Below are 22,917 nucleotides of genomic sequence, written 5' to 3'. Positions count from 1 at the left end.
CGAGGATTCAGCCGCCGTCCCCGCCGATCATGCCAAATCCCACGCCGACCGCGACGAGGCTCAGCACGAAGCCAAGCGCCATCAGCAGCCCGTCGCGCAGCGTCATCGCGAGGCCGAAGGCCGCGATGGCCGCCATCGGCGCGGTCGAGGCGAAGGGGACGAGTTCCAGCGGCGGCACCGTCAGGCAGAGCAACAGCACCGCGATCCCGGCGATCCGGGCGACCTTGTCGGTGGTCAGTGCCTCAAGCCGGCCATGGAACCAGCGGTCGAGCCAGCGGCCCACCCCGCGCAGCTTGTCGGCCGACTTGGCGAGCTTGTCGCCAGAGACCGATCGCCTTTCGAGGAAACCGGGCAACCACATCTCGTCCCGGCCCATGACGATCTGCACGGCGAAGAGCGCGATGATCAGCGCCAGCAGCGTGGGCACACCGGGAACGCCGCCAATGGGCGAGATCTCGATCAGCGCCGGGACGAAGAGGAACGGCCCGAAGCCGCGATCGCCCAGCGCCCCGGTCACGTCGCCGACCGTGGCGCGGTCATCGTCCCGGCCCTCCTGCTCCAGTCGGTCGAGAATATCCTCGACGGCGTGTGACTGCGCGCCCATATAGCTGCTCCCGTCGCGACTCTACGGGTCTGCAACACCTCCAGGGCGAAGCCGTTCCATCCCGCGCACTCCCGTGCGCGATGGTGCTGCGGCGTCCTGCCCGGACCAAGGTTCGGCCAGCAGCCGGGCCCGCAGATCGCGGGCATGGCGGCGGGCATCGGGGCGCGACCGCCCTGCCGCGTCGAGCAGTTCGAGCACCTCGCTCGGCGCCGTGCCGGGGCGGATGCCCTCGGGCAGCATGGCGAGGATCTCGCGCAGCCGCGTGGCGATCTCGCTCCGCGCGTCGAGGCGCTGGGGCAGCAGCGCGGCGATCCCGGCGCGGCGCGCGGCGCGGATGGCGCTATGCACCCTCGCCTCGGTTTCCGTCCCGTCGAAGGCCAGCGGCGCCCGTACCGGCCCGGACAGCACCGATGCCAGCGCCGCCGCCATGGCCAACCGGGGGCGCGGGCCGACGGTCTCGGCGCAGTCGAAATGCGCCGCCGCTTCCGGGGAAAGCCCCGGCGCGCCGCGCAGTGTCCCCGCTCCAAAGACGTGCCGGTTCGCCGCGTCGATCCGCGCGGCGTCGAAGCCGAGCCGCTCCAGAAGGCCCATCCCGTGATCCGACAGCGTCTCGGGATCGATGCCGAGCTGGTCGCGGCAGAAATCCGGTCCGAGACGCCAGGGGGTGACGACCGCGCGCAGGTCGCGCGCCTCGGCCAGCGCCGCCTCGATCCGGGCAATCCGGTCGCCGTCGATACCGCAGGCGCGCAGCGCCGCATGATCGATGCCCGGCGCCGCCGCGAGGGTCCCGTGCCCGGTGGCGTGACGGATCGCCGCGGCGATCCGGTCGGGGTCGTGGCCCTGCGCCGCGAGGCCCGCCTCGAGTTCGGGCACGGGACAGCCGATATGGCCCTCCGGCCGCTCGGCGTCGAGCCGCAGCGATGAGACCGGCGCGAGCGGATCGTCCCCCAGCCCGAGAATCGCGGCCAACGACCCCAGCGGCGCGACCATCAGCATTGGCGCCTTGCCGGTCGCCTCGGGCGCATCCTTCCGCACCGCCGCGAGCGCACGCGCCCGCAGCAGGGCCGGCTGAGCGCCAGCCGGGACGCGATCTGGTACTTGCCGGATGATTGGCGCGGCCCCGGCATCGAGACCCAGCTCAGCCGCCGCGGCCCACCGCGCGGCCTCGGCCAGCGCCGCCATCGCCATCGCCGCCGCGCGGCCCTCGGGCGTCGCGTAGCCGAGCCCGAGCCGCATCAGCGCGCCCCCCAGCCCGGCCAGGATCATCGCCCCCGGCCGGCGCCCCGGCCCTGCCGCGACGATAAGCGCCAGTGTCCAGGTCCGCACTGCCCGCTCCAGCGCGTCGACCGACACCGCGCCCCCTTCTACGAAGCAGCGCAGATCGAGCGCGACGCAGGGACCGCTGGCATCCGGCGCGCCGAACTCCAGAGCCAGCGGCGCACCTGCGACCACCGCCTGGACGAGCGGCATAGGGACTGGCTCAGCCCCCTTGAGGTCCACGGGCAGTGGCAGCGCCGCCTCGGGGGTCCGGCGTCCGGTCCAGAGTGCCGAGTCGACCGCGACCTGCCGCGACAGGATCATGCCCCGGATGTCCGCAGCCCATTCTTCGGCGGCCGCGATCCCCTGCACCCGTGCCCGCGCCTCGAGCCGCGTGGTCAGCGCCTCGGTCGCCGCGACCGGATCTGCACCACCCGGCACCTGCTGCCCGAAGGCGCGCGCCGCGCGTTCGGGCCAGCCGGCAAACCCCACCCCCACGCCCCGCGCGTCGGGACCGATCGCATGATCCGGTCCGGGCTGGGTCTGGTGGCGCTCGAATCGCATGTCTCGGTCTCGTCTCGCTCGGTGATGCGACGGGCTGAGGCGCCGCGGTCGGACGAACCTGTGCAGCATGGCGGATGGGGTCAACGCGCGGTCGGAGCCCGCTCGGCGAATTACGGAGCGATGATTTTCAGCGCCGGATTCGCCCACCGCAGTTCACGGATCTCCCACAGGGTTTTCCACAGGCGCTCGACCATGGCGGCAGATGCGCGATGCCCATGCGACGCTGGGTGATGGGCAGGTGCTCGGGCGCCGGAAACGGGTCTTTTCCACGCCCGGCGAAAATCATCCACAGGGGGTGACAAACCGCCCCGGAACTTGTCCACGAGGGGGCGTGGCAACACGGCCACAGGGGCGATTTCGGGGTATCCGGGCAAGGTGTAGGGCATGCCCCCGGGGCAGGCATGGCGGCGTTGCCCGCGACCCAAGGCGGGATTCGGCCTGCAGCCGCGCGCCACAGGCTGCGGCAGCAGCAGGAATGTCGATGTTGGAAGATTGGTCGGGGCGGCAGGATTCGAACCTGCGACCCTCTGTTCCCAAAACAGATGCGCTACCAGGCTGCGCTACGCCCCGGACCGACGCCCTTCTAGGCCGCGCCGGCCGCGGGCGCAAGCGCCGGCTGGCTCAATCGCAGGGATCTGCCGCCGGAACCTCTTCGCTGCCGATATCCGGATGGCGCAGCGTGTCGCCCGGCGCGATGCCGAGCCGTGCCGCCATGCCGCCATTGATCTCCAGCACGTACTGGATGTCGTCGCCGCCCGGGATCGGCGTCTCGTCGAGCGGCGTGGCGCGGGCATGGATGCTGGCAATCGTGCCATCCGCCTCAGCAAAGATCATGTCGAGCGGAATCAGCGTGTTTCGCATCCAGAACGATACCGGCTGCGGCGTTTCATAGACAAAGAGCATGCCCGCCATGCGCGGCATCTCGGGCACGTTCATCAACCCCTGCGCCCGCTCGGCCGCCTCGTCGGCCACCGCGACCTTGAAGCTGGCTTGCCCCCAGTCGCCGCGCACCGTCAGCCGATCCGGCGCGCAGGCGGCGCTGCCGGCCGCGACCATGCCGGGCGCGAGGGCGATCCCGAGCGCCAGCGCGGCAAGCCTCACTGCGCATCCTCCTGCGGTGCGCGGCGCAGCACGGCATCCCAGGGCAGGATTTCTGTCGCCATGCGGCCCCGCTTGCCCTGAATCACCCGTAAGGCCACCGCCTCGCCGGGCTGCAATTCGGCCAGGCCGGAGCTGCGCAGCACTTCGACATGCAGGAAGATGTCGTCATCGGTGCCAAAGATGTTGGCGAAGCCGAACCCCTTAGCCTTGTCGAACCATTTGATCCGCGCGGGCTCCAGCGGGCGGCTGGCGAGATACTCGGGATCGAACTCGGCAAAGTCGGCCAGCGGCACCGCGGGGGCGTCCGCCGGCGGCTCGAGCGACAGCACCACCGCCGCCTGGATGCCGCGATCGGTCCGCTGCGCGAGGATCCGGATACGAGCGCCGTCGGCGACCGAGTTCTGGCCGAAATTGCGCAGAACATTGGCATGCAGGAGGATGTCGGATCCGCCATCATCGGGTACGATGAAACCAAAGCCCTTGGCCGGATCGAACCATTTGACGTGGCCCGCGAGTTCTATGCGATCCTCCGCCTGCCTATCCAGCATGTCGTTCATCTCCGCCTCCAGCGGCCGTTGCGCGGCCCTATCGATTTTTGCGCCTGTGCAGCACAGTCGGGCCGCCACGACAAGCGTCGATTTTCACCCCGCATGAAATCAGGGCCCCAAACGTAACACGTCGAACGGATCGGCCAGCGAGGCTCGCGACCATTTGTAGCGGTCGTGAAGCCTGTGCGCGCCATCTGCCCAGAATTCGATCTCGAGCGGCCTGATCCTGTAGCCGCCCCAGAAGGGCGGCCGCTCCGGATCCGGCCCCAATTCGGCCGACATGCGCGCGACCTCGGCCTCGAGCGCCGCGCGAGAAGCCACCGGCCGGCTTTGCGGTGACGCCCATGCGCCGATCCGGCTTTCGAGCGGGCGGCTGGCGAAATAGGCGTCGGCCTGGGCGCCATCCTCGCGCTCGACGAGGCCCCGCACGCGGATCTGTCGCCGCAGCGACTTCCAGTGCATCACGAAGGCCGCCTGCCGCGCCTGATCGAGCTGGCGTGCCTTGGCGCTTTCGTAATTGGTATAGAAGACGAAGCCATCGGCTTCGATTTCCTTGAGCAGGACGATTCTGACATCGGGCATGCCGTCCGCGTCGACCGTCGCCAATGCAATGGCGTTCGGGTCGGACGGCTCCAGCCGCGCGGCCTCATCCAACCAGTGCCGGGTGATCTCGAACGGATCCTCCCCGGCGAAAATACCGCCACGCTCATTCATCGTACCGACCCGTCAACTCGTATCGCACCATTATAGCCTATTTCCCGTTTTCAGCCTCATTGTTTCGCGGTCGCCGTTCTGACGTCGCGTCGGCCCCGGCCTTGATGCCTAGGGGCGCATCGCCTACACCGGATCGAAACGGCGCCGGATCGGCAAGAGGGACATTCATGACATCGCAGTTGATGGCGGGAAAGCGCGGGCTCATCATGGGGCTCGCCAACGACAAGTCGATCGCGTGGGGCATCGCCAAAGCCTGCGCCAATGCCGGCGCTGAGCTCGCATTCTCCTACCAGGGCGAGGCTTTGAAGAAGCGGGTCGACCCGCTCGCCGCCGAAGTCGGCTCCGATATCGTGTTGCCCTGCGACGTCGGCGACGAGGACAGCATCGACGCGCTGTTCGACGCGCTCGGGAAACATTGGGACAAATTCGACTTCATCGTTCACGCGATCGGATTCTCCGACAAGTCCGAACTGCGCGGTCGCTACGTCGATACGTCCAAGCAGAACTTCCTGATGTCGATGGACATTTCGGTGTGGTCCTTCACCTCGGTGGTGAAGCGTGCGGCGCCGATGATGCGCGATGGCGGCTCGGCGCTGACGCTGACCTATTACGGCGCCGAGAAGGTCATGCCGCATTACAACGTGATGGGCGTGGCCAAGGCGGCGCTCGAGGCGAGCGTGCGCTACCTGGCCGAGGATCTGGGCCGCGACGCGATCCGGGTCAACGCGATCTCGGCCGGCACGATCAAGACGCTGGCGGCCTCCGGCATCGGCGATTTCCGTTACATCATGAAGTGGAACGAGTACAATTCGCCCCTGCGCCGCACCGTCACCCAAGACGAGGTCGGCAATTCCGCGCTATACCTGCTCTCCGATCTGGGACGGGCGGTGACCGGCGAGGTTCATCATGTCGACGCTGGCTACCACGTGATCGGCATGAAGAACCCCGACGCGCCCGACATCACGAAAGGCTGAATAGAGATGACCGACCGACTGCCGCATGAAAAGGGCTTCCATGTCAGCTGGGACCAGCTGCACCGTGACAGCCGCGCGCTCGCATGGCGGCTCGACGGGCGCGGCCCCGAGGCCGAGGGCGCCTGGAAGGCGGTTGTGGCGATCACCCGCGGCGGCATGGCGCCGGCGATGATCGTCAGCCGCGAGCTGGGCATCCGCACCGTCGACACGATCTCGGTCAAGTCCTACGAGCATCAGAACCAGTCCGGCGCCAAGGTGCTCAAGGCGCCGGATGCCGAGATGATGGGCGACGGCACCGGTATCCTGGTGGTCGACGACCTCGTCGATACCGGCCGCACCCTCGAACTGGTGCGGCAGATGTACCCCAACGCGCATTTCGCCACCGTCTATGCCAAGCCGATGGGAAACAAGCAGGTCGACACCTATGTCACCGAGGTGAGCCAGGACACCTGGATCTTCTTCCCCTGGGACATGGCCCTGCAATATGTCGAGCCCTATCGCGGCAAGGACTGAGAGGACGGCGTCGCCACGGCGGCGACTGATCCATCGCCTGTTCGAGGCGAGCCTTCTGTTCAAGGGCCTGTTCGCAGGCTTCGAGACCCTCGCCGGGCTGACGCTTCTCGTCACGCCCGGCGCTGCGATTCTGGGGCTGCTCGATCGGGTCACCGCGCCGGAACTGGCGCAGGATCCACGTGATCTGCTGGCGCGGACCCTGCTTGATGCGAGCCAGAAGCTGTCGATCGAGACCCAGCATTTCTACGCGCTCTATCTCCTCACCCATGGCGGTGTGAAACTGGTGATGGTGTTGCTGCTGGCACGCGGAATGCACTGGGCCTACCCTGTCGCGATGGGTGTGCTGGCGCTGTTCATTGCCTACCAGATCCATCTGTTCGTGCTCGCCCCTTCAGCAACACTGGTGGCACTGAGCCTGTTCGACGTGGCGATGATCTGGCTGGTCCACGCCGAGTGGCGCGGCGCACGGGCCCGGATTGCACAGCCTTCGACCCAGGGCTAGCGTGCCCCCGAACCCGAGGGAGGCCCCATGAGCAGCACGCGCACCGCATCGACCTTTTCACCGCCCGTGATGGAGGCGCGGCGCTGGATCGAGGGGGTGACGTTCCCGCCCGAGCGGCCGCTGATCAATGTCAGCCAGGCGGCGCCGGTCGATCCCCCGCCCGCGCCGCTGCGCGAGGCGATGGCGCGGATCGTCATGGAGGATGCGAGCGCGCATCTCTACGGCCCGGTGCTGGGCCTGCCCGAGCTGCGCGCGGCGGTGGCGGCGCGCTGGTCGCGCGACTATCGCGGCGCGGTGGCGCCCGGACAGGTGGCGATCACCTTGGGCTGCAACCAGGCCTATTGCGCGGCCATCGCGGCGCTGTGCGGCGAAGGCACGGAAGTGATCCTGCCGAGCCCGTGGTATTTCAACCATCGCATGTGGAACGACATGTCCGGCGCCGCGACCGTGCCGCTCGAGACCGGGCCCGACCTGTTGCCCGACCCGGAGCGCGCGGCTGCGCTGATCAACCCGGCCACCCGGGCCATCGTGCTGGTCAGCCCCAACAACCCCGGCGGCGTCGAATATCCCGCCGCCCTGCTCGCCGCGTTCCGCGACCTGTGCCGCGCGCGCGGCCTCGCCCTCATCCTCGACGAGACCTATCGCGACTTCGACAGCCGCGAGGGCCCGGCGCATGACCTGTTCACCGATCCCGATTGGTCCGAGGTGCTGGTGCAGCTCTACTCCTTCTCCAAGTCCTATCGCCTGACCGGCCACCGGATCGGCGCGGTCACCGCCTCCCATGCGCGGATCGCGCAGATGGAGCGGTTCCTCGACACGGTGACGATCTGCCCCACTAGCCTCGGCCAGAAGGCGGCGCTGTGGGGCATGGAGAACCTCGACGACTGGCTGGCCGGCGAGCGGGAGGAGATCCTGTCGCGTCGTCGTGCGATGGAGGCGAGCTTCGAGCGGCTGGCGGCCCGGGGCTGGCATCTGATGGGCTGCGGCGCCTATTTCGGCTGGATCGGGCACCCGTTCGAAGAGCCCTCCGATGCGCTGGCCCGGCGGTTGGTGCGCGAGGCGGGCGTGCTGCTGCTGCCCGGCACGATGTTCACGCCCGAGGGGGCCGAGGCTGGGAAGAGACAGCTGCGCATCGCCTTCGCCAATGTCGATGCGGCAGGGATCGCCGGGCTCGAGGAACGTCTGGCGGCGCTGCCCGGCTGAGCCAGCGGCTTGCACGGCCCCGCCCGCTTGCCTATGCATCCCCGGACGCCGCACCCGGCGCGCATCAAGGAGACCGCAATGGCATCGAGCAAGGGCAACCGCGTATTCGTCTGGATCATCCTGATCCTGCTCTTCGTGGGCCTGATCGGCTTCGGTGCGACCGGGCTCACCGGCAACGCCACGCGGCTCGGCACGGTGGGCGACAAGGAGCTCGACATCCAGGCCTATGCCAGCGCCCTGCAGAACCGGATGCGCAGTCTCGAGAGCCAGACCGGTTCGGCCTTCGGCATCGCCCAGGCCCGCGAGATCGGGCTCGACCGCGCGGTGCTGGGTCAGCTGGTGACCGAGCGCGTGCTCGACGCCGAAGCCGATGCGCTCGGCCTGTCGGTCGGCGACGCGGCGGTGCGCGAGCAGGTTCTGGCGATCCCGGCCTTCCAGGGGCTGTCGGGCGGCTTCGACCGCAACGCCTACCGCGACGCGCTGTCGCGCAATGGTCTGTCCGTGGCCGATTTCGAGGAGAGCCTGCGCGAGGCCGAGGCCCGGGCGCTGCTGCAGCAGGCGGTGGTCGGCGGCGTGCCCGCCCCCGAGACCCAGGTCGAGGCGATGATCGACTTCCTGATGGCGCGGCGCGACGTCACCTGGGCGCCGGTGACGCTCGGCGCGGCCCGCCCGGCACCGGTCGATGACGGCCGCCCGCGGGTGATCCTGCCCGAGATCCTGCTCGACGCCGAGGTCCCCACCCCCGACGAGGCCGAGATCCAGGCCCGCTACGAAGCGGCGCCCGAGGCCTACACCGCGCCCGAGATGCGCAAGATCAGCTATGCCTGGCTGCGCCCCGAGGACGTGGCCGAAGGGATCGAGGTGGATGACGAGGAGGTGCGCGCCCTCTACGACCAGCGCATCGACGAATACGTGCAGGAGGAGCGCCGTCTCGTCGAGCGCCTCGTCTACCCGAACGAGACCGCCGCCGCTGAGGCGCTGGCCCGGGTCGAGGCCGGCGAGGCCAGTTTCGAGGATCTGGTCGAGGCGCGCGGGCTGAGCCTGTCCGCCGTCGATCTGGGCGATGTGGCCGCCGATGATCTCGGCGCCGCCGCCGAGCCGGTCTTCGCCGCGCAGGCGGGCGACCTGGTCGGCCCGGTCGAGACCACGCTCGGCCCGGCCCTGTTCCGCGTCAACGCCGTCCTCGCCGCCGAGGAGGTCCCCTTCGAGGCCGTCGAGGCCGACCTGCGTGCCGAGCTGGCCCAGGCGCTGGCACGCCGCGAGATCGAGCGCCGGAGCGACGACATCACCGACCTGCTCGCCGGTGGCGCGACGCTCGAGGATCTGGCCGAGCGGACCGGCATGGAGCTGGGCACGATCGACTGGTCCGAGAACGTGACCGAGGGCATCGCCGCCTACGCCCCCTTCCGCGAGGCCGCCGCGGCCGCGCAGGAAGGCGACTTCCCCGAGCTTCTGGGCTTCGAGGATGGCGGCGTCTTCGCGATCCGTCTCGACGAGGTGACGCCGCCGGCGCTGCGGCCGCTCGACGAGGTGCGCGACCAGGTCATCGCCGATGTCGAGGCCGAGACCCGTGCCCGGCTGCGCGCCGAGCGGGCCGAGGATCTGGCCGCCCGCATCACCGCCGGTGAAAGCTTCGAAGCGGCGGGCCTCGCCCCGCGCACGGCCAAGAACCTCACCCGCCGCGACTTCGTCGAAGGCACCTCGCCCGAGTTCATCCGCGAGATCTTCGCGATGGAAGAAGGCGAGACCCGCGCGATCGCGGGCGAAGGCTTCGCCGCCGTAGTCCGTCTCGACGCCGCGAACGCCCCCGACATGCAGGACCCCGCCGTCGCCGCCGAGCGGCAGGCGCTCGAGGCGCGGCTCGGCACCGGGCTGGCGCAGGACATCTACGCCGCCTATGCCAACGCGGTGCAGTCGCGCACCGAGATCCGCATCGACGAATCCGCCGTGCAGGCGGTCCATTCCTCCTTCAGGTAAGCCGCCATGCTCAGCCCCGATTTCGAGACGTTCCGCCAAGGCTTCGAGCAGGGTGCCAACCAGGTCGTCTGGACCCGCCTTGCCGCCGATCTCGACACGCCGGTGTCGCTGATGCTCAAGCTCGCCAATGCCGGCAAGCACGCCTTCATCCTCGAAAGCGTCACCGGCGGCGAGGTGCGGGGCCGTTACTCGATCGTCGGCATGAACCCCGACCTGATCTGGGACTGCCGGGGCGAAGGCAGCCGCGTCAACCGCGCCGCGCGCTACGACGACGACGCCTACGAGGATCTGCAGGGTCATCCGCTCGACACGCTGCGCGCGATCCTCGCCGAGAGCCGGATCGACCTGCCCGAGGACCTGCCCGCCGGCTCGGCCGGGCTGTTCGGCTATCTCGGCTACGACATGATCCGGCTGGTGGAGCGGCTGCCCCATGTGAACCCCGACCCGCTCGGCCTGCCCGACGCGGTGATGATGCGGCCGACCGTGGTCGCGGTGCTCGACGGGGTGAAGGGCGAGGTGATCCTCGTGGCGCCGGTCTGGCAGGGCCAGGGTCAGTCGGCCCGCGCGGCCTATGCCCAGGCGGCGGAGCGGGTGACCGAGGCGCGTCGTGCGCTCGACCGGCCGATGCCGCAGGAGGCACGCGCGCTGCAGGCCGCCGCGCCGCTGGCCGAGCCGGTGTCGAACTTCACCCATGAGGGCTATCTCGCCGCCGTGGCGAAGGCCAAGGAATACATCGGCGCGGGCGACATCTTCCAGGTGGTGCCGGCGCAGCGCTGGACGCAGGACTTTCCCGAGCCGCCCTTTGCGCTCTACCGCTCGCTGCGGCGCACCAACCCCTCGCCCTTCATGTTCTACTTCAATTTCGGCGGCTATCAGGTGGTCGGCGCCAGCCCCGAGATCCTCGTGCGGGTGATGGGCGGCGAGGTGACAATCCGCCCGATCGCCGGCACCCGGCCGCGCGGCGCCACCCCCGAGGAGGACCGCGCCAACGAGGAAAGCCTGCTGGCGGACGCCAAGGAGCTGTCCGAGCATCTGATGCTGCTGGATCTGGGCCGCAACGATGTCGGCCGGGTGGCCCGACCGGGTACGGTGAAGCCGACGGAGCAGTTCATCATCGAACGCTATTCCCACGTGATGCACATCGTGTCGAACGTCGTGGGCGAGCTGCGCGAGGATCAGGACGCGCTGTCGGCCCTGCTCGCGGGGCTGCCGGCGGGCACGGTCTCGGGTGCGCCCAAGGTGCGGGCGATGCAGATCATCGACGAGCTGGAGCCCGAGAAGCGCGGCATCTATGGCGGCGGCCTGGGCTATTTCAGCGCGAATGGCGACATGGACATGTGCATCGCGCTCAGGACCGCCATCGTCCAGAACGGCAAGCTCTACATCCAGGCCGGCGGCGGCGTGGTCCATGACAGCGACCCCGAGGCGGAGTACATGGAGACAGTGCACAAGTCGAACGCGCTCAGGCGCGCCGCGGCGGACGCCGCGATGTTCCGGCCCGAGGGCAATGGCTGACGAGAAAAGGGCGGGGACATCCCCGCCCTTTCCGCATCCGGCGCCCCTGCTTCAGCGGCGGCGCATCAGCGCATCAAGGCTCCACGGCCCCGGACCCGCGACGAAGATGTAGAGGAAGACGAAGCAGTACAGGATCGCCGCGTCGCCGCCGTTGAGCGTCGGGAAGAGGTTGCCCGGCGCGTGGAACATCCAGTAGGCGACCGCCATCATTCCCGACAGCACGAAGGCCACGGGGCGGGTGAACAGCCCGACAAGCAGCAGCAGGCCGCCCACCAGCTCGAGCAGGCCACCGATGCCGAACAGCGACAGGAGCGGCGGCTGCTGCTCGGTCGGCGGGAAGGCGAACAGCTTCTGGCTGCCATGCAGCGTGAAGATCAGCGCGCTGGTGATGCGCAGCACGCTGAGCATTTCGGGAGCACGAGCGGCGATGCCGGTCGAGGCGGGTTGCGTGGTCATTCGGGCGATCCATCCGTTGGGTTGCGTTGCCCTCACGTCTGGGCAGCCGCAGCGCCGCGGTCAAATCACCGATCCTGTGCGCCCTTGAACAACGCCCTATTTGACCGGCCCGGCCAGCTGCAACTGCAGCAGCGCGCTGACCGGCGACGGCGCCACCCCTTCCCGGTCGACCCGATTGCCCCAGAGCGTCAGCGCGGTGATGCTCTCGGGGTTGAGCGGCGCCAGCAGCGTCACCGCGCCCTGCTGGCGGGCGCGGAAGGCGGCCTGATCGAGAAAGCGCCGGATCACCCGGTCGTCCTGCCCGACCTCGCCGAGATCACGATAGACCTCGAGCGCCGGGACGCCGCGCGCCTCGGCCTGCCGCATCGGCGTCGCCAGCCCCCGGGGCAGCGCCACCAGCCCGCGCCCGTCGCGCGCCAGACGGTCCAGCGCCTGCGCGGTCACGTCCGCATCCGAAAGCAGCCCCGCATCGCCGAGATCGAGCAATGCCACCGCTTCGGGCAGCGTGTTGAAAGCGGACTCGAAGGTGACCTCGACATCGGAGGGCGCGGCGCCCTGCGGCAGGCGGGCGATGGCGGCGATCTCGTAGCCCGCGTCCCGCCAGCGCGCGGCCCGCGCGGCGGCGTCGGGCGCCTCGGCGTCGATGCCGATCGTCACCGGAAAGGGAATGGTCGAGGCGGCGGCCACCGCGTTGTCGAGCGCCCCGGTGTCGAGCAGCACGATCGACATCCGCGGCTCACCGGCATCGGCCAGATCGGGCGCGGCAAAGCGCATCAGGGCCGGCGCGTCGTCTGGCAGCGGCGCTGCCTCGGCGGGGGCTTCCTCGTCGTCGAGGCCGGGCCGGCGCACCGGCACCGCGTCGCCGCCCGACAGCCCGGCGGCGCGGCCGGGCAGCGGACGGGCTGCGTCTTCACCCGCCTCGCCCGGTGCCGGCAGCACGGTGATCGTTCCCGACATGTCGGGCAGCGCCTCCGGCCGCTCGGGCGGCGCGGGCATGGCGAGGGGCGGGCTGGCGGGCGGCTCGGCGAGCGCGGCGATCTCGGGCGCTTCGCTGTCCTCCGAGGCTTCCACCTCTTGGGCCTCTTCCGTCGAAGGCTCGGGTCGGGCGTCGACCACCTGGCGCGGCGCCTCGCTGGGCGGCGGCGGCGGGTCGGTGACGACAGTGATGTCGGCCTCCCCGGCCGGAACCTCGATCACCCGCGAGGGCGGGCCGGGCAGCACCGGCTGATCCCCCTCGGGCGCGGGGCCCGGCGCGGCCGCGGTGTCGGGGGCGGGTTGCGGGGCGGAGCCGGCGTCGGGCGCGGCGCCGGGCCGGTCCTCGGCCTCGGTCTCGGCTTCGGGCACGGCGCCGCGCCCGGCCGGCACGTCGGCGCGCGGCGTCAGCGGCAGGGCCTCGCGGCGCGGGGCCAGCGCAGGTGCGTCCGGCGCCTCGGCCAGAACCTCGCCCCCGACCGGCGCTTCGGGCGCCTCGGCGCTGACCGGCGGCGGCGGCCCCTCGGCCAGCTCGGCGGCAGGCGCGTCGTCGGCTTCGTCCTGTGCGGGTGTCACGGGAACGACCTCGACCTCGCCGGAGACGATGATCGTGTCGTCGGGCTGTCCGCCCGGCCCTTCTGCGGCGGCGCGGGCCGCCTCGTCGGTCGTCTCAACTTCGCGTTCGTCAGCCGCCTCGCCGAAAGGACGCGCGATCTCGCGCGCCGGCGGGTCGCCGATGAGCGAGGCCACGGCCAGCGCCCCCGCCGATACCAACAGACCCCAGATTCCGCCGATGATGAATCCAGATCCCACGTTTCCCGCCCCGCTGCGCCGCTGCTTCCGGCGTCGCCTAGTCCCGGACCTTGACGTTTCCCGCCTCTCGGCCCCATTTATGGCGCGACCTTACCAAGGGACCACCGCCGAACGGTAGCCCCGAATTTCAACGGCGGCGCGAGCGGCCCGGAGGGACAATGCTTCTCCTGATCGACAATTACGACAGCTTCACTTGGAACCTCGTGCATTATCTGGGCGAGCTGGGCGCGGATGTCGTGGTCAAGCGCAACGACGAGATCAGCGTCGATCAGGCGATGGCGCTGCGGCCAGAGGGCATCGTGCTCTCGCCCGGCCCCTGCGATCCCGATCAGGCCGGGATCTGCCTCGACCTCACCCGCGCCGCTGCCGACAGCGCGACGCCGCTCCTTGGCGTCTGCCTCGGGCATCAGACCATCGGTCAGGCCTTTGGCGGCCAGGTCGTGCGCTGCCACGAGATCGTGCACGGCAAGACCGCCGATATGCTGCATGAGGGCAAGGGCGTCTTCGCCGGGCTGCCCTCGCCCTTCAAGGCGACGCGCTACCATTCGCTGGTGGTCGACCGCGACAGCCTGCCCGACAGCCTCGAGATCACCGCGACCATCACCGACGGCACGATCATGGGGCTGCGGCACCGCGAATTGCCGATCGAGGGGGTGCAGTTCCACCCGGAGAGCATCGCCTCCGAGCATGGCCACCAGATGCTCAGGAATTTCCTGGAGCGGCTGCCCGGCCACGCTCCCGGCGCCCCGGTGGCGGCATGAGCGACCGGCTCAAGCCGCTGATCGCCGCCGCGCTCGAGGGCCCGCTCTCCACAGAGCAGGCCGAGGCCGCCTTCGGCATCCTGTTCGACGGTGACGCCACGCCCGCGCAGATGGCCGCCTTTCTCGTCACGCTCAGGATGCGCGGCGAGACCGTGCCAGAGATTGCCGCCGCCGCCCGCGTGATGCGCGCGCGCTGCCTCAAGGTCGCGGCCCCCGAGGGCGCGATCGACATCGTCGGCACCGGTGGCGACGGCAAGAACACCCTGAATATCTCGACCGCGACCGCCTTCGTCGTCGCCGGCGCGGGCGTGCCGGTGGCCAAGCATGGCAACCGCAACCTGTCGTCGAAATCCGGCACCGCCGATGCGCTGGGCCAGATGGGCGTGCAGGTGATGGTCGGCGCCGAGGTGGTGGAGCGCGCGCTGGCCGAGGCCGGGATCGGCTTCATGATGGCGCCGATGCACCACCCGGCGATGAAGCATGTCGGCCCGATCCGCGCCGAGATCGGCATCCGCACCCTGTTCAACATCCTCGGGCCGCTCACCAACCCCGCCGGGGTGAAGCGCCAGCTCACCGGCGCCTATGATCCGCGCCTGATCCGGCCGATGGCCGAGGTGCTCGGCCGTCTCGGCTCCGAGCGGGCCTGGCTCGTGCATGGCGGCGACGGCACCGACGAACTGTCGATCTGCGGCCCCTCCCGGGTCGCGGCGCTCGAGGCTGGACAGGTCGAGGAGTTCGAGATCAGCCCCTCGGATGCGGGGCTGCAGGAACACCCGTTCGAGGCGATCATCGGCGGCACGCCCGAGGAGAACGGCCGCGCGCTGGCCGCGCTGCTCGACGGGGCGCCGGGCGCCTATCGCGACGCGGTCCGGCTCAACGCCGCCGCCGCGCTGGTTGTGGCGGGTCGCGCTTCCGATCTGCGCAGCGGCGCCGATCTCGCCGCCGAAAGCATCGATTCGGGCGCCGCGCGTCGCGCCATCGACCGGCTCGCCGCGATCACCTCCGGGCAGGCGTGAGCGCGCCGCCCGAGGGCTGGGCAGACCTGCCGTTCTTTTCGGCGCAATGGCCCGCCCTGCGCGATCGTCTCGATGCCCTGCCCGCCGTGCTGCCCGCCCCTGAGGCGCGGTTCCGCGCGCTGGAGCTGACGCCGCCCGACGCCGTGCGCGTGGTGATCCTGGGCCAGGACCCCTACCCGACGCCGGGCCATGCGACCGGCCTCGCCTTTTCGGTCCCCGCCGAGCTGGCCAAGCTGCCGCCTTCCCTGCGCAACATCTTCAAGGAGATGCGCGAGGATCTGGGCTGCGCGCCCGCCACCGGCGACCTGACGCATTGGGCGCGCCAGGGCGTGCTGCTCTTGAACACCGCCCTCTCGGTCGAGCCGGGTGGCGCCGGCGGCCATGCCCGGTTGGGCTGGGACGTGCTGGTGGCACAGGTCCTCGAACGCGCCGCCGCGACACCTTGCGTCTTTCTCTTGTGGGGCGCGCATGCCCAGAAGGTGGCCGCGCCCTTCATCGGCCCGGATCACCTGGTGATCGAAACCGCCCATCCTTCGCCGCTGGCCGCGCGGCGTGGCTTCTTCGGCTCGCGCCCCTTCGGCCGGGTCAACGATTGGCTCGCCGCGCGCGGCGAGCGCCCGATCGACTGGTGCGGCCCCGCCTGAACGCTTTCCAAGCCCCTTTTTGCCCGGTAGAACGACGACATGGACATTCTCGACAAGATCAAGGCCTACAAGCTCGAGGAGGTGGCGCAGCGCAAGGCCGCGCTGCCGCTCGCCGATATCGAGGCACGCGCCGCCCAGGCGCCGGCACCGCGCGGCTTCGCCGACCGGCTGGCCGAGGCCGCGCGCGAGGGCTACGGCCTGATCGCCGAAGTGAAGAAGGCCAGCCCCTCCAAGGGGCTGATCCGCGCCGATTTCGACCCGCCCGCGCTTGCCGCCGCCTACGAGGCCGGCGGTGCGGCCTGTCTCTCGGTGCTGACCGACGGACCCTCCTTCCAGGGCGCGGACGAGTTTCTCGTGCAGGCGCGCGAGGCGACCTCGCTGCCGGTGCTGCGCAAGGATTTCCTCTATGATCCGTGGCAGGTGGCCGAGAGCCGCTCGCTGGGCGCCGACTGCATCCTGATCATCATGGCGAGCGTGTCGGACGCGCAGGCGCGCGAGCTCGAGGACGCGGCGACGCGCTGGGGCATGGACGCGCTGATCGAGGTGCATGACCGCGCCGAGCTCGACCGCGCGGCCGAGCTGTCGTCGCGGATGATCGGCATCAACAACCGCAACCTGCAGACCTTCGAGACCTCGCTCGACGTGACCCGCAAACTGGCCAAGCACGTGCCGGTCGACCGGATGATCGTCGGCGAGAGCGGGCTGTCGACGCCGGCCGATCTCGCCGAGATGGCGCGCTACGGCGTGCGCAGCTTCCTGATCGGCGAAAGCCTGATGCGGCAGGACGACGTGACCGCGGCGACGCGCAGCCTTTTGGCGAGCCCGCTGACCGCGCCGGGGGCCTGATGCCGCTCACGCATTTCGACGCCGCCGGCCGCGCCCACATGGTCGATGTCACCGACAAGTCGGTCACCGACCGCATGGCGGTGGCCGAGGGTCACGTGACCATGACCGCCGAGACGCTCGCCCTCGTGCAGGCGGGCCGCGCCGGCAAGGGCGACGTGCTGGGCACCGCCCGGCTGGCCGGGATCATGGCCGCCAAGCGGACGGCCGACCTGATTCCGCTATGCCACCCGCTGCCACTGTCGAAGGTGACGCTCGACCTCGAGGCCGACGAGGCCCTGCCGGGCGTGCGGATCACCGCGACGGTGCGCACCACCGGCCGCACCGGCGTCGAGATGGAGGCGCTGACGGCGGTTTCCGTGGCCGGTCTGACGATCTACGACATGCTCAAGGCCGCGCAGAAGGACATGGTCATCGGCGGCGTCCGCCTGACCCTCAAGGAGGGCGGCAAGTCGGGACGCTGGCAGGCGTGATCCCCGTCTCCGAGGCCCTCGACCGGCTCTTTGCCCTCGTCACGCCGCTCGACACGCAGGAGGTCGGTCTGACCGCCGCCTCGGGCCGCGTGCTGCGCGCTCCGGTGATCGCGACGCGCGACCAGCCGCCCTTCGCGGCCTCGGCGATGGACGGCTATGCCATCCGCGACGCCGACTGCGCGCCCGGCGCGCGGCTGACGGTGATCGGCGAGGCAGCGGCCGGGCATGGCTTTGCCGGCCGCGTCGGGCCGGGCGAGACGGTGCGCATCTTTACTGGCGCTCCGGTGCCTGCGGGCGCGGACCGCGTCGTGATCCAGGAGGACACGACGCGCGACGGCGACGAGGTGACGCTGTCGCCCGGCATCTCCGAGAACCGCAACATCCGCGCCGCCGGTGTCGATTTCCGCGCCGGCGACGCCTTGTCGGCGCCGCGCCTGTTGCGGCCCGCCGACATAGCGTTGGCCGCGTCGATGAACGCCGACAGGCTCACCGTCTCGCGTTGGCCCGAAGTGGCGATCATCGCCACGGGCGACGAGCTGGTGGCGCCGGGCGGCGCACCGCGCGCCGACCAGATCATCGCATCGAACGCCTACGGGCTGCACGGCATCGTGGCACAGGCCGGCGGCGCGCCGCGGCTGCTGCCGATCGCCGGCGACAGCATGGCCGCGCTGGCGCAGGCGTTCGAGCTGGCGCGCGGCGCCGATATCGTGGTGACCATCGGCGGCGCGTCGGTCGGCGATCACGACCTCGTCGGCGAGGCCGCCTCGGAGGCCGGGATGGAGCGGGCCTTCTGGAAGGTGGCGATCCGCCCGGGCAAGCCGCTGATGGCCGGGCGTTTCGGCGATGCGCTGCTTCTCGGGCTGCCGGGCAACCCGGTCTCCTCGATGGTCTGCGCGCATGTCTTTCTCGTTCCACTAATTAGGGCGCTTTCAGGCCTGCCCCCTGCCCCGGCGCCGCGCCACCGCGCCCGGTTGGCCGCGCCGCTGGCGGCGAACGGCCCCCGCGAGCACTACCTGCGTGCCGCGACCGGGCCGGACGGCGTGACCGCCTTCTCCAAGCAGGACAGCTCGCTTCTGTCGGTGCTGTCGGATGCGGACTGCCTGATCGTGCAGCCGCCGCACGACCCTGCCCGCGATACGGGTGACGTGGTGGAAGTGATCGCGCTGTGAGGGCTTGACACAAAACGGGAACGTGCATAGAACGGAGCCCCAACCGTCCGCGCGCAAAAAGGGGCAACCATGCTGACCCGCAAACAGTCCGACCTGCTGGAATTCATCCACCGGCGGATCAAGGCCGACGGCGTTCCGCCCTCCTTCGACGAGATGAAGGACGCGCTCGACCTGCGCTCTAAATCGGGCATCCACCGGCTGATCACCGCGCTCGAGGAGCGCGGCTTCATCCGCCGGCTCGCCCACCGCGCCCGCGCGCTGGAAATCATCAAGCTGCCCGAGGCGATGGAGAACCGCTTCGCCGCCGAAGGGCTCTCGACTGAGGCCGATCCGAAGCCATCGGACATGCCGCCCGAAATCGCGGCGATGGCGATGAACCTTCCGGTGATGGGCAGGATCGCCGCCGGTGTGCCGATCTCCGCGATCAGCGAGATCAGCCACGAGGTCGCGGTTCCCGGCTCGATGCTGGGACAGGGCAACCATTACGCGCTCGAGGTGCACGGCGATTCGATGATCCAGGCCGGCATCAACGATGGCGACCTCGTGGTGATCCGCGAGACCGCCTCGGCCGACAATGGCGACATCGTCGTCGCGCTGATCGAGGATCAGGAAGCGACGCTCAAGCGGTTCCGCCGCAACGGTCGGCGCATCGCGCTCGAAGCCGCCAACCCGGCCTATGAAACCCGCATCTACAGCGATGATCAGGTGCGCGTGCAGGGCCGCCTCGTCGGGCTGATCCGCAACTACTGAGTCCAGAGCCTGCGCCCGGCCCGTTCGGCCACGGTCTCGATCCGGGGGCCGTCCGGGCCGCGCCACAGGGCGATCGCACCGGTGTCGCGCAGCCGCGTGGCATCGAAGCGCAGGCAGGGGCGCGGGGCTGGATCGGGCTGGTTGGTGATCAGTATGTCGGCGCCGCCGCAGCCTTGGAGCTTTGCCAAGGCCGTCCTTCCCGTGACCTGCACGATCTCGGTCCCTTGAAAGCTTATCCGCAATAGCCGGTCATGGCGGGGCAATGCGCGCGGGTCATGCGCCTCGGACTGGCTGCGCCCGTCACCGTCGTTTTCCAGCCAGACCCCGGCCGCGAAACCGTCGCCCGTCGGCTTCGACAGCGCTCGCCCCTCCGGCGTCATCAGCCCGAGCAGCGCGCCGCTGTCGCTGATCAGCAGGTCGGGCCGCTCCGCCCGCGCCCACAGCCCGGCGGCCAGTGCCAGCGGCAGCAGCGCCGCCACCCGTCCCCGCCCCTGCCACAGCGTGCCCCATAGCCCACCGAACGCCACCAGCGCCACGACGGCCCCCGGCGGGGCGATCACCGCCGAGCTGGCGCCGTCGAATTCGGCGATCCGCGCGCTCACCCACAAGATCCAGCGCGAGCCCCAGTCGATCATCCAGACCGCCGGCTGGTCGAGCCCGAGCGGTCCCGTCACGGCGAGGATCACCGCCCCCGGCATCACCAGCCCGCCCATCGCCGGCACGGCGAGGAGATTGGCCAGCAGGCCGTAATGCGCCACGCGGTTGAAATGCGCGGCGGCGAAGGGCGCGGTGGCGCTGCCCGCCACCAGCGAGGTCAGCGACAACAGCGCCACCGGCATCCAGAGCCGCGCCAGCCCACGTGGACGGTGCCAGGCGGAAGGTAGCCGCCCCATCGCGACGACCAGCGCCAGAACAGCGGCAAATGACATCTGGAAGCCGGGGTTCAGCAGGGTCTCGGGCCGCAGCCCGAGCACGATCAGCGCCGCGATCGCCAACCCTCTCAGGCTCAGGGCCCGGCGGTCCGCCAGCACCGACCCCAGGCTGACCGCGACCATGATGAAGGCCCGCTCGGTCGCCACGTCGCGGCCCGCGAGGGCGAGGTAGAAGGCCGCGGCGGGCAGTGCCATGGCCGCGGCCACCTTGCGCCCATTGAGCCTCAGCGCGAGCGGCGGCAGCGCAGCGACCCCGGCCCGCACCAGCCAGAACACCAAGCCCGCCAGCATCGCCATGTGCATCCCCGAGATCGAAACGAGGTGATAGAGATTGGCCTCGCGCATCGCGTCATTGGCGGCGCGGCCCAGCCCGGACCTGTCACCGGTGCTCACCGCCGCCGCGAAGCCCCCCGCCTCGCCCCCGATCCGCGACCGGATCGCCGCGCTGAGCCGGACCCTGAGCCGGGCGAGCCATGCCCCCTTGGCCGGCGCATCGGAGGCCAGCAGCAGCGGCACCCGGGAATAGCCCACCGCGCCCAGCCCGAGAAACCAGGCGTGGCGGCGGAAATCGAAGCCGCCCGGCTCGGCCGGCCCCGGCGGCGGCGACAGATGCCCGGTGGTCATCACCCGCGTGCCCGGGGCCAGCGGGGCAAGGTGGTTGCCATGCAGCGACAGCCGGGCGCGATGCGGGACCCCGCGCACATCCTCGAGCCGGAGCCGGTCTAGTGTGATCCGGAGCCGGTCGCTCTGCGAGCGGTCGACATCGACGATCCGTCCCTCGATCGGCCCGTAATAGCGGTACCCCAGCACCGGCGCGGAAAGGCTGTTCGCCCGCGCACCAGCAAGCAGGAAGCCCACGCAGATGAGGAGCAGCGCCATGGCGAGTACACGCCCTGCCAGTCCGCGCGAAAGCATCCGCAGGGCTAGGCAGAGCGCCGCCAGTCCGGCCACACCGCCATAGATGGCGGCACCCGGCTCGCGCGACAGGGCGAACCAGATCCCGATGCCGGCACCGAGGCAAACCGGCGTCCAGCAGGCCAGATAGGCCCTCTGCCGCGCCAGCGCCGCCTCGATCCGGGGACCGGGCGCCGGGGCCGCGCCCATGGCCCACGCTTGTTTCCGAGCCCCGACCTGAGTATCCCCCATGCCAACAAGGCTGCGCGCCGCATGGTTAGCGAAAGGTAAATACCCCCCGCATGTCCCAGACCCCGGTCGTCACCCGCTTCGCCCCTTCGCCCACCGGCGCGCTGCATATCGGCGGCGCCCGCACCGCGCTGTTCAACTGGCTCTATGCCCGCGGCCGCAGCGGCAAGTTCCTTCTCCGGATCGAGGATACCGACCGCGCCCGGTCGACCGACGAGAACACCCGCGCGATCCTCGACGGGCTTAGCTGGCTCGGCCTCGACTGGGACGGTGAGCCGATCAGCCAGGCTGCCCGGGCCGAGCGCCACGCCGAGGTGGCCCGCCAGATGCTGGCCGATGGCACCGCCTACAAATGCTTTGCGACGCAGGCCGAGATTGAGGCCTTCCGCGAGGAGGCACGCGCGCTGGGCGGCTCGACGCTCTACCGCTCGCCTTGGCGCGACGCGAGCGAGGCCGACTACCCCGACGACGCGCCCTTCGTCATCCGCCTCAAGGCCCCGCGCGAGGGCGCGAGCACGATCCACGACGAGGTGCAGGGCGAGATCACCATTGGCAACGACCAGCTCGACGACATGGTGCTGCTCCGCTCGGACGGCTCGCCGGTCTACATGCTGGCCGTCGTGGTCGACGATCACGACATGGGCGTGACCCACGTGATCCGCGGCGACGACCACATGACCAACGCCCATCGTCAGGCGCTCATCTATCGCGCCATGGGTTGGGAGCTTCCGGTCTTCGCGCATGTGCCGCTGATCTTCGGTCCCGATGGCAAGAAGCTGTCCAAGCGCCATGGCGCGACCGGGGCGGCGGAGTACCAGCAGATGGGCTACCCCTCGGCCGGCATGCGCAACTACCTCACCCGGCTGGGCTGGAGCCACGGCGACGCCGAGTTCTTTACCGATGCCGAGGCGCGCGAGTGGTTCGACCTGAAGGGCATCGGCAAGTCGCCCGCCCGCTTCGACACCAAGAAGCTGGAGAATCTTTGCCGCCAGCACATCGCCATCTCCGACGATGCCGCGCTGCTGCATGAACTTGAGGCATTTCTCGCCGCGACCGGGCAGCTGCCCCTGACCGAAGGTCAGCGCGAGGGGCTGCTCAAGGCGATGCCTCACCTCAAGGATCGCGCGAAGATCTTCCCGGAACTCATTGAAAAAGCGCATTTTGTTCTGACGGAGCGCCCGATCGTCCCGGACGAGAAATCGGCCAAGAGCCTCGACGATGTATCCCGTGGTATACTGGCAGAATTGACGCCGCAGCTGCAAACTGCTAGCTGGGAGCGGGACGCGCTGGAGGGGGTCGTGACCGCTCTGGCCGAGACGCATGGTCTTGGCCTGGGCAAATTGGCAGGGCCGCTGCGCGCGGCTCTGGCGGGGCGCATGGTCAGCCCCAGCGTATTCGACATGATGCTGGTGCTCGGCCGCGACGAAAGCGTGGCGCGGATCGAGGACGCGGCCGCCTGATACTGGCCGGTCA

22 protein-coding genes and 1 tRNA gene are annotated in these 22,917 nt (G+C 70.4%); 14 read left to right on the top strand and 9 right to left on the bottom strand.

What is annotated here, in order from left to right:
* Nucleotides 1-7 precede the first annotated feature (7 nt).
* The 6 genes from FHS00_RS10860 to pdxH all read right to left on the bottom strand — a co-directional run bounded on the left by FHS00_RS10860 (nucleotide 8) and on the right by pdxH (nucleotide 4,788).
* Nucleotides 8-604, bottom strand: coding sequence for an exopolysaccharide biosynthesis protein (locus FHS00_RS10860; RefSeq protein ID WP_183473034.1), 597 nt, complete (start codon nucleotides 602-604; stop codon nucleotides 8-10).
* A gap of 21 nt (nucleotides 605-625) precedes the next feature.
* Complete coding sequence (locus tag FHS00_RS10855; protein ID WP_183473031.1) at nucleotides 626-2,425, bottom strand: hypothetical protein; 1,800 nt, start codon at nucleotides 2,423-2,425, stop codon at nucleotides 626-628.
* Between the two features lie 493 nt (nucleotides 2,426-2,918).
* Nucleotides 2,919-2,995 (bottom strand) — tRNA-Pro (locus FHS00_RS10850).
* A 51-nt stretch (nucleotides 2,996-3,046) separates the two neighbouring features.
* Nucleotides 3,047-3,481, bottom strand: a complete 435-nt coding sequence (locus FHS00_RS10845; RefSeq protein ID WP_183473180.1) for a DUF192 domain-containing protein — start codon at nucleotides 3,479-3,481, stop codon at nucleotides 3,047-3,049.
* Between the two features lie 41 nt (nucleotides 3,482-3,522).
* Nucleotides 3,523-4,083 (bottom strand): cold-shock protein, encoded by a 561-nt coding sequence (locus FHS00_RS10840; RefSeq protein WP_183473028.1) that lies wholly within the window; start codon nucleotides 4,081-4,083, stop codon nucleotides 3,523-3,525.
* 99 nt (nucleotides 4,084-4,182) lie between these two features.
* On the bottom strand, nucleotides 4,183-4,788 hold the full coding sequence (pdxH, locus tag FHS00_RS10835; protein ID WP_183473025.1) for a pyridoxamine 5'-phosphate oxidase: 606 nt from the start codon (nucleotides 4,786-4,788) through the stop codon (nucleotides 4,183-4,185).
* Between the two features lie 167 nt (nucleotides 4,789-4,955).
* Between pdxH and fabI the strand changes: the two genes are divergently transcribed.
* The 6 genes from fabI (at nucleotide 4,956) to trpE (ending at nucleotide 11,472) form a co-directional block, all read left to right on the top strand.
* Nucleotides 4,956-5,762 carry an enoyl-ACP reductase FabI gene (gene fabI / locus FHS00_RS10830; RefSeq protein WP_183473022.1) on the top strand — a complete coding sequence of 269 codons (807 nt, stop codon included), beginning with the start codon at nucleotides 4,956-4,958 and terminating at the stop codon, nucleotides 5,760-5,762.
* A gap of 6 nt (nucleotides 5,763-5,768) precedes the next feature.
* Complete coding sequence (gene gpt, locus FHS00_RS10825; protein WP_183473019.1) at nucleotides 5,769-6,275, top strand: xanthine phosphoribosyltransferase; 507 nt, start codon at nucleotides 5,769-5,771, stop codon at nucleotides 6,273-6,275.
* The gene (locus FHS00_RS10820) at nucleotides 6,247-6,777 is read left to right on the top strand and encodes a DUF2127 domain-containing protein (RefSeq protein WP_183473016.1); all 531 of its coding nucleotides are present in this window, start codon (nucleotides 6,247-6,249) and stop codon (nucleotides 6,775-6,777) included. Before gpt ends, FHS00_RS10820 begins: the two co-directional genes overlap by 29 nt.
* 27 nt (nucleotides 6,778-6,804) lie before the next feature.
* Entirely contained in the window at nucleotides 6,805-7,980 is a 1,176-nt protein-coding gene (locus FHS00_RS10815) for an aminotransferase (RefSeq protein WP_183473013.1), read from the top strand.
* Nucleotides 7,981-8,058: 78 nt separating this feature from the next.
* A complete protein-coding gene (locus FHS00_RS10810) occupies nucleotides 8,059-9,957 on the top strand; it encodes a peptidyl-prolyl cis-trans isomerase (protein ID WP_183473010.1) in 1,899 nt (632 codons plus the stop codon).
* A 6-nt stretch (nucleotides 9,958-9,963) separates the two neighbouring features.
* Nucleotides 9,964-11,472 (top strand): anthranilate synthase component I, encoded by a 1,509-nt coding sequence (gene trpE, locus FHS00_RS10805; protein WP_183473007.1) that lies wholly within the window; start codon nucleotides 9,964-9,966, stop codon nucleotides 11,470-11,472.
* A 51-nt stretch (nucleotides 11,473-11,523) separates the two neighbouring features.
* Here the strand turns inward: trpE and FHS00_RS10800 are convergent, their stop codons facing one another.
* Both FHS00_RS10800 and FHS00_RS17910 read right to left on the bottom strand, forming a co-directional pair.
* Nucleotides 11,524-11,928, bottom strand: a complete 405-nt coding sequence (locus FHS00_RS10800; protein WP_183473005.1) for a DoxX family protein — start codon at nucleotides 11,926-11,928, stop codon at nucleotides 11,524-11,526.
* 96 nt (nucleotides 11,929-12,024) lie between these two features.
* Nucleotides 12,025-13,713, bottom strand: a complete 1,689-nt coding sequence (locus tag FHS00_RS17910; RefSeq protein ID WP_183473002.1) for a divergent polysaccharide deacetylase family protein — start codon at nucleotides 13,711-13,713, stop codon at nucleotides 12,025-12,027.
* 158 nt (nucleotides 13,714-13,871) lie between these two features.
* Between FHS00_RS17910 and FHS00_RS10790 the strand changes: the two genes are divergently transcribed.
* From FHS00_RS10790 to lexA, 7 genes are all read left to right on the top strand, one after another.
* Nucleotides 13,872-14,474 (top strand): anthranilate synthase component II, encoded by a 603-nt coding sequence (locus FHS00_RS10790; RefSeq protein WP_183473000.1) that lies wholly within the window; start codon nucleotides 13,872-13,874, stop codon nucleotides 14,472-14,474.
* Nucleotides 14,471-15,490, top strand: coding sequence for an anthranilate phosphoribosyltransferase (gene trpD, locus FHS00_RS10785; RefSeq protein WP_183472997.1), 1,020 nt, complete (start codon nucleotides 14,471-14,473; stop codon nucleotides 15,488-15,490). The genes FHS00_RS10790 and trpD overlap by 4 nt, the downstream gene beginning before the upstream one ends.
* Entirely contained in the window at nucleotides 15,487-16,134 is a 648-nt protein-coding gene (locus tag FHS00_RS10780; RefSeq protein WP_183472994.1) for a uracil-DNA glycosylase, read from the top strand. Before trpD ends, FHS00_RS10780 begins: the two co-directional genes overlap by 4 nt.
* Before the next feature lie 39 nt (nucleotides 16,135-16,173).
* Nucleotides 16,174-16,980 (top strand): indole-3-glycerol phosphate synthase TrpC, encoded by an 807-nt coding sequence (gene trpC, locus FHS00_RS10775; RefSeq protein ID WP_183472991.1) that lies wholly within the window; start codon nucleotides 16,174-16,176, stop codon nucleotides 16,978-16,980.
* Nucleotides 16,980-17,450 (top strand): cyclic pyranopterin monophosphate synthase MoaC, encoded by a 471-nt coding sequence (moaC, locus tag FHS00_RS10770; protein ID WP_183472988.1) that lies wholly within the window; start codon nucleotides 16,980-16,982, stop codon nucleotides 17,448-17,450. The genes trpC and moaC overlap by 1 nt, the downstream gene beginning before the upstream one ends.
* Complete coding sequence (locus tag FHS00_RS10765; RefSeq protein ID WP_183472985.1) at nucleotides 17,447-18,619, top strand: molybdopterin-binding protein; 1,173 nt, start codon at nucleotides 17,447-17,449, stop codon at nucleotides 18,617-18,619. The genes moaC and FHS00_RS10765 overlap by 4 nt, the downstream gene beginning before the upstream one ends.
* Before the next feature lie 69 nt (nucleotides 18,620-18,688).
* Nucleotides 18,689-19,369 carry a transcriptional repressor LexA gene (gene lexA / locus FHS00_RS10760; protein WP_183472982.1) on the top strand — a complete coding sequence of 227 codons (681 nt, stop codon included), beginning with the start codon at nucleotides 18,689-18,691 and terminating at the stop codon, nucleotides 19,367-19,369.
* Here the strand turns inward: lexA and FHS00_RS10755 are convergent.
* The gene (locus FHS00_RS10755) at nucleotides 19,363-21,405 is read right to left on the bottom strand and encodes a ComEC/Rec2 family competence protein (protein WP_183472979.1); all 2,043 of its coding nucleotides are present in this window, start codon (nucleotides 21,403-21,405) and stop codon (nucleotides 19,363-19,365) included. The two genes, lexA and FHS00_RS10755, sit on opposite strands and share 7 nt — an antisense overlap.
* A 92-nt stretch (nucleotides 21,406-21,497) precedes the next feature.
* On the opposite strand from FHS00_RS10755, the gene gltX reads away from it, so the two are divergent.
* Entirely contained in the window at nucleotides 21,498-22,904 is a 1,407-nt protein-coding gene (gltX, locus tag FHS00_RS10750; RefSeq protein ID WP_183472977.1) for a glutamate--tRNA ligase, read from the top strand.
* Nucleotides 22,905-22,917: the final 13 nt, after the last annotated feature.

It is taken from the genome of Limimaricola variabilis (genome assembly GCF_014195545.1).
Taxonomy (GTDB): Bacteria; Pseudomonadota; Alphaproteobacteria; order Rhodobacterales; family Rhodobacteraceae; genus Limimaricola; species Limimaricola variabilis.
The sequence above is the reverse complement of the archived record's forward strand: the minus strand, read 5'-3'. Positions and strand labels throughout refer to the sequence as shown.

What these genes read in the sequence shown, in the direction of transcription:
- FHS00_RS10860 (WP_183473034.1), bottom strand. Translation starts at nt 604, where the DNA reads ATGGGCGCGCAGTCACACGCCGTCGAGGATATTCTCGACCGACTGGAG.
- FHS00_RS10855 (WP_183473031.1), bottom strand. Translation starts at nt 2,425, where the DNA reads ATGCGATTCGAGCGCCACCAGACCCAGCCCGGACCGGATCATGCGATC.
- FHS00_RS10845 (WP_183473180.1), bottom strand. Translation starts at nt 3,481, where the DNA reads ATGGTCGCGGCCGGCAGCGCCGCCTGCGCGCCGGATCGGCTGACGGTG.
- FHS00_RS10840 (WP_183473028.1), bottom strand. Translation starts at nt 4,083, where the DNA reads ATGAACGACATGCTGGATAGGCAGGCGGAGGATCGCATAGAACTCGCG.
- pdxH (WP_183473025.1), bottom strand. Translation starts at nt 4,788, where the DNA reads ATGAATGAGCGTGGCGGTATTTTCGCCGGGGAGGATCCGTTCGAGATC.
- fabI (WP_183473022.1), top strand. Translation starts at nt 4,956, where the DNA reads ATGACATCGCAGTTGATGGCGGGAAAGCGCGGGCTCATCATGGGGCTC.
- gpt (WP_183473019.1), top strand. Translation starts at nt 5,769, where the DNA reads ATGACCGACCGACTGCCGCATGAAAAGGGCTTCCATGTCAGCTGGGAC.
- FHS00_RS10820 (WP_183473016.1), top strand. Translation starts at nt 6,247, where the DNA reads ATGTCGAGCCCTATCGCGGCAAGGACTGAGAGGACGGCGTCGCCACGG.
- FHS00_RS10815 (WP_183473013.1), top strand. Translation starts at nt 6,805, where the DNA reads ATGAGCAGCACGCGCACCGCATCGACCTTTTCACCGCCCGTGATGGAG.
- FHS00_RS10810 (WP_183473010.1), top strand. Translation starts at nt 8,059, where the DNA reads ATGGCATCGAGCAAGGGCAACCGCGTATTCGTCTGGATCATCCTGATC.
- trpE (WP_183473007.1), top strand. Translation starts at nt 9,964, where the DNA reads ATGCTCAGCCCCGATTTCGAGACGTTCCGCCAAGGCTTCGAGCAGGGT.
- FHS00_RS10800 (WP_183473005.1), bottom strand. Translation starts at nt 11,928, where the DNA reads ATGACCACGCAACCCGCCTCGACCGGCATCGCCGCTCGTGCTCCCGAA.
- FHS00_RS10790 (WP_183473000.1), top strand. Translation starts at nt 13,872, where the DNA reads ATGCTTCTCCTGATCGACAATTACGACAGCTTCACTTGGAACCTCGTG.
- trpD (WP_183472997.1), top strand. Translation starts at nt 14,471, where the DNA reads ATGAGCGACCGGCTCAAGCCGCTGATCGCCGCCGCGCTCGAGGGCCCG.
- trpC (WP_183472991.1), top strand. Translation starts at nt 16,174, where the DNA reads ATGGACATTCTCGACAAGATCAAGGCCTACAAGCTCGAGGAGGTGGCG.
- moaC (WP_183472988.1), top strand. Translation starts at nt 16,980, where the DNA reads ATGCCGCTCACGCATTTCGACGCCGCCGGCCGCGCCCACATGGTCGAT.
- lexA (WP_183472982.1), top strand. Translation starts at nt 18,689, where the DNA reads ATGCTGACCCGCAAACAGTCCGACCTGCTGGAATTCATCCACCGGCGG.
- FHS00_RS10755 (WP_183472979.1), bottom strand. Translation starts at nt 21,405, where the DNA reads ATGGGCGCGGCCCCGGCGCCCGGTCCCCGGATCGAGGCGGCGCTGGCG.
- gltX (WP_183472977.1), top strand. Translation starts at nt 21,498, where the DNA reads ATGTCCCAGACCCCGGTCGTCACCCGCTTCGCCCCTTCGCCCACCGGC.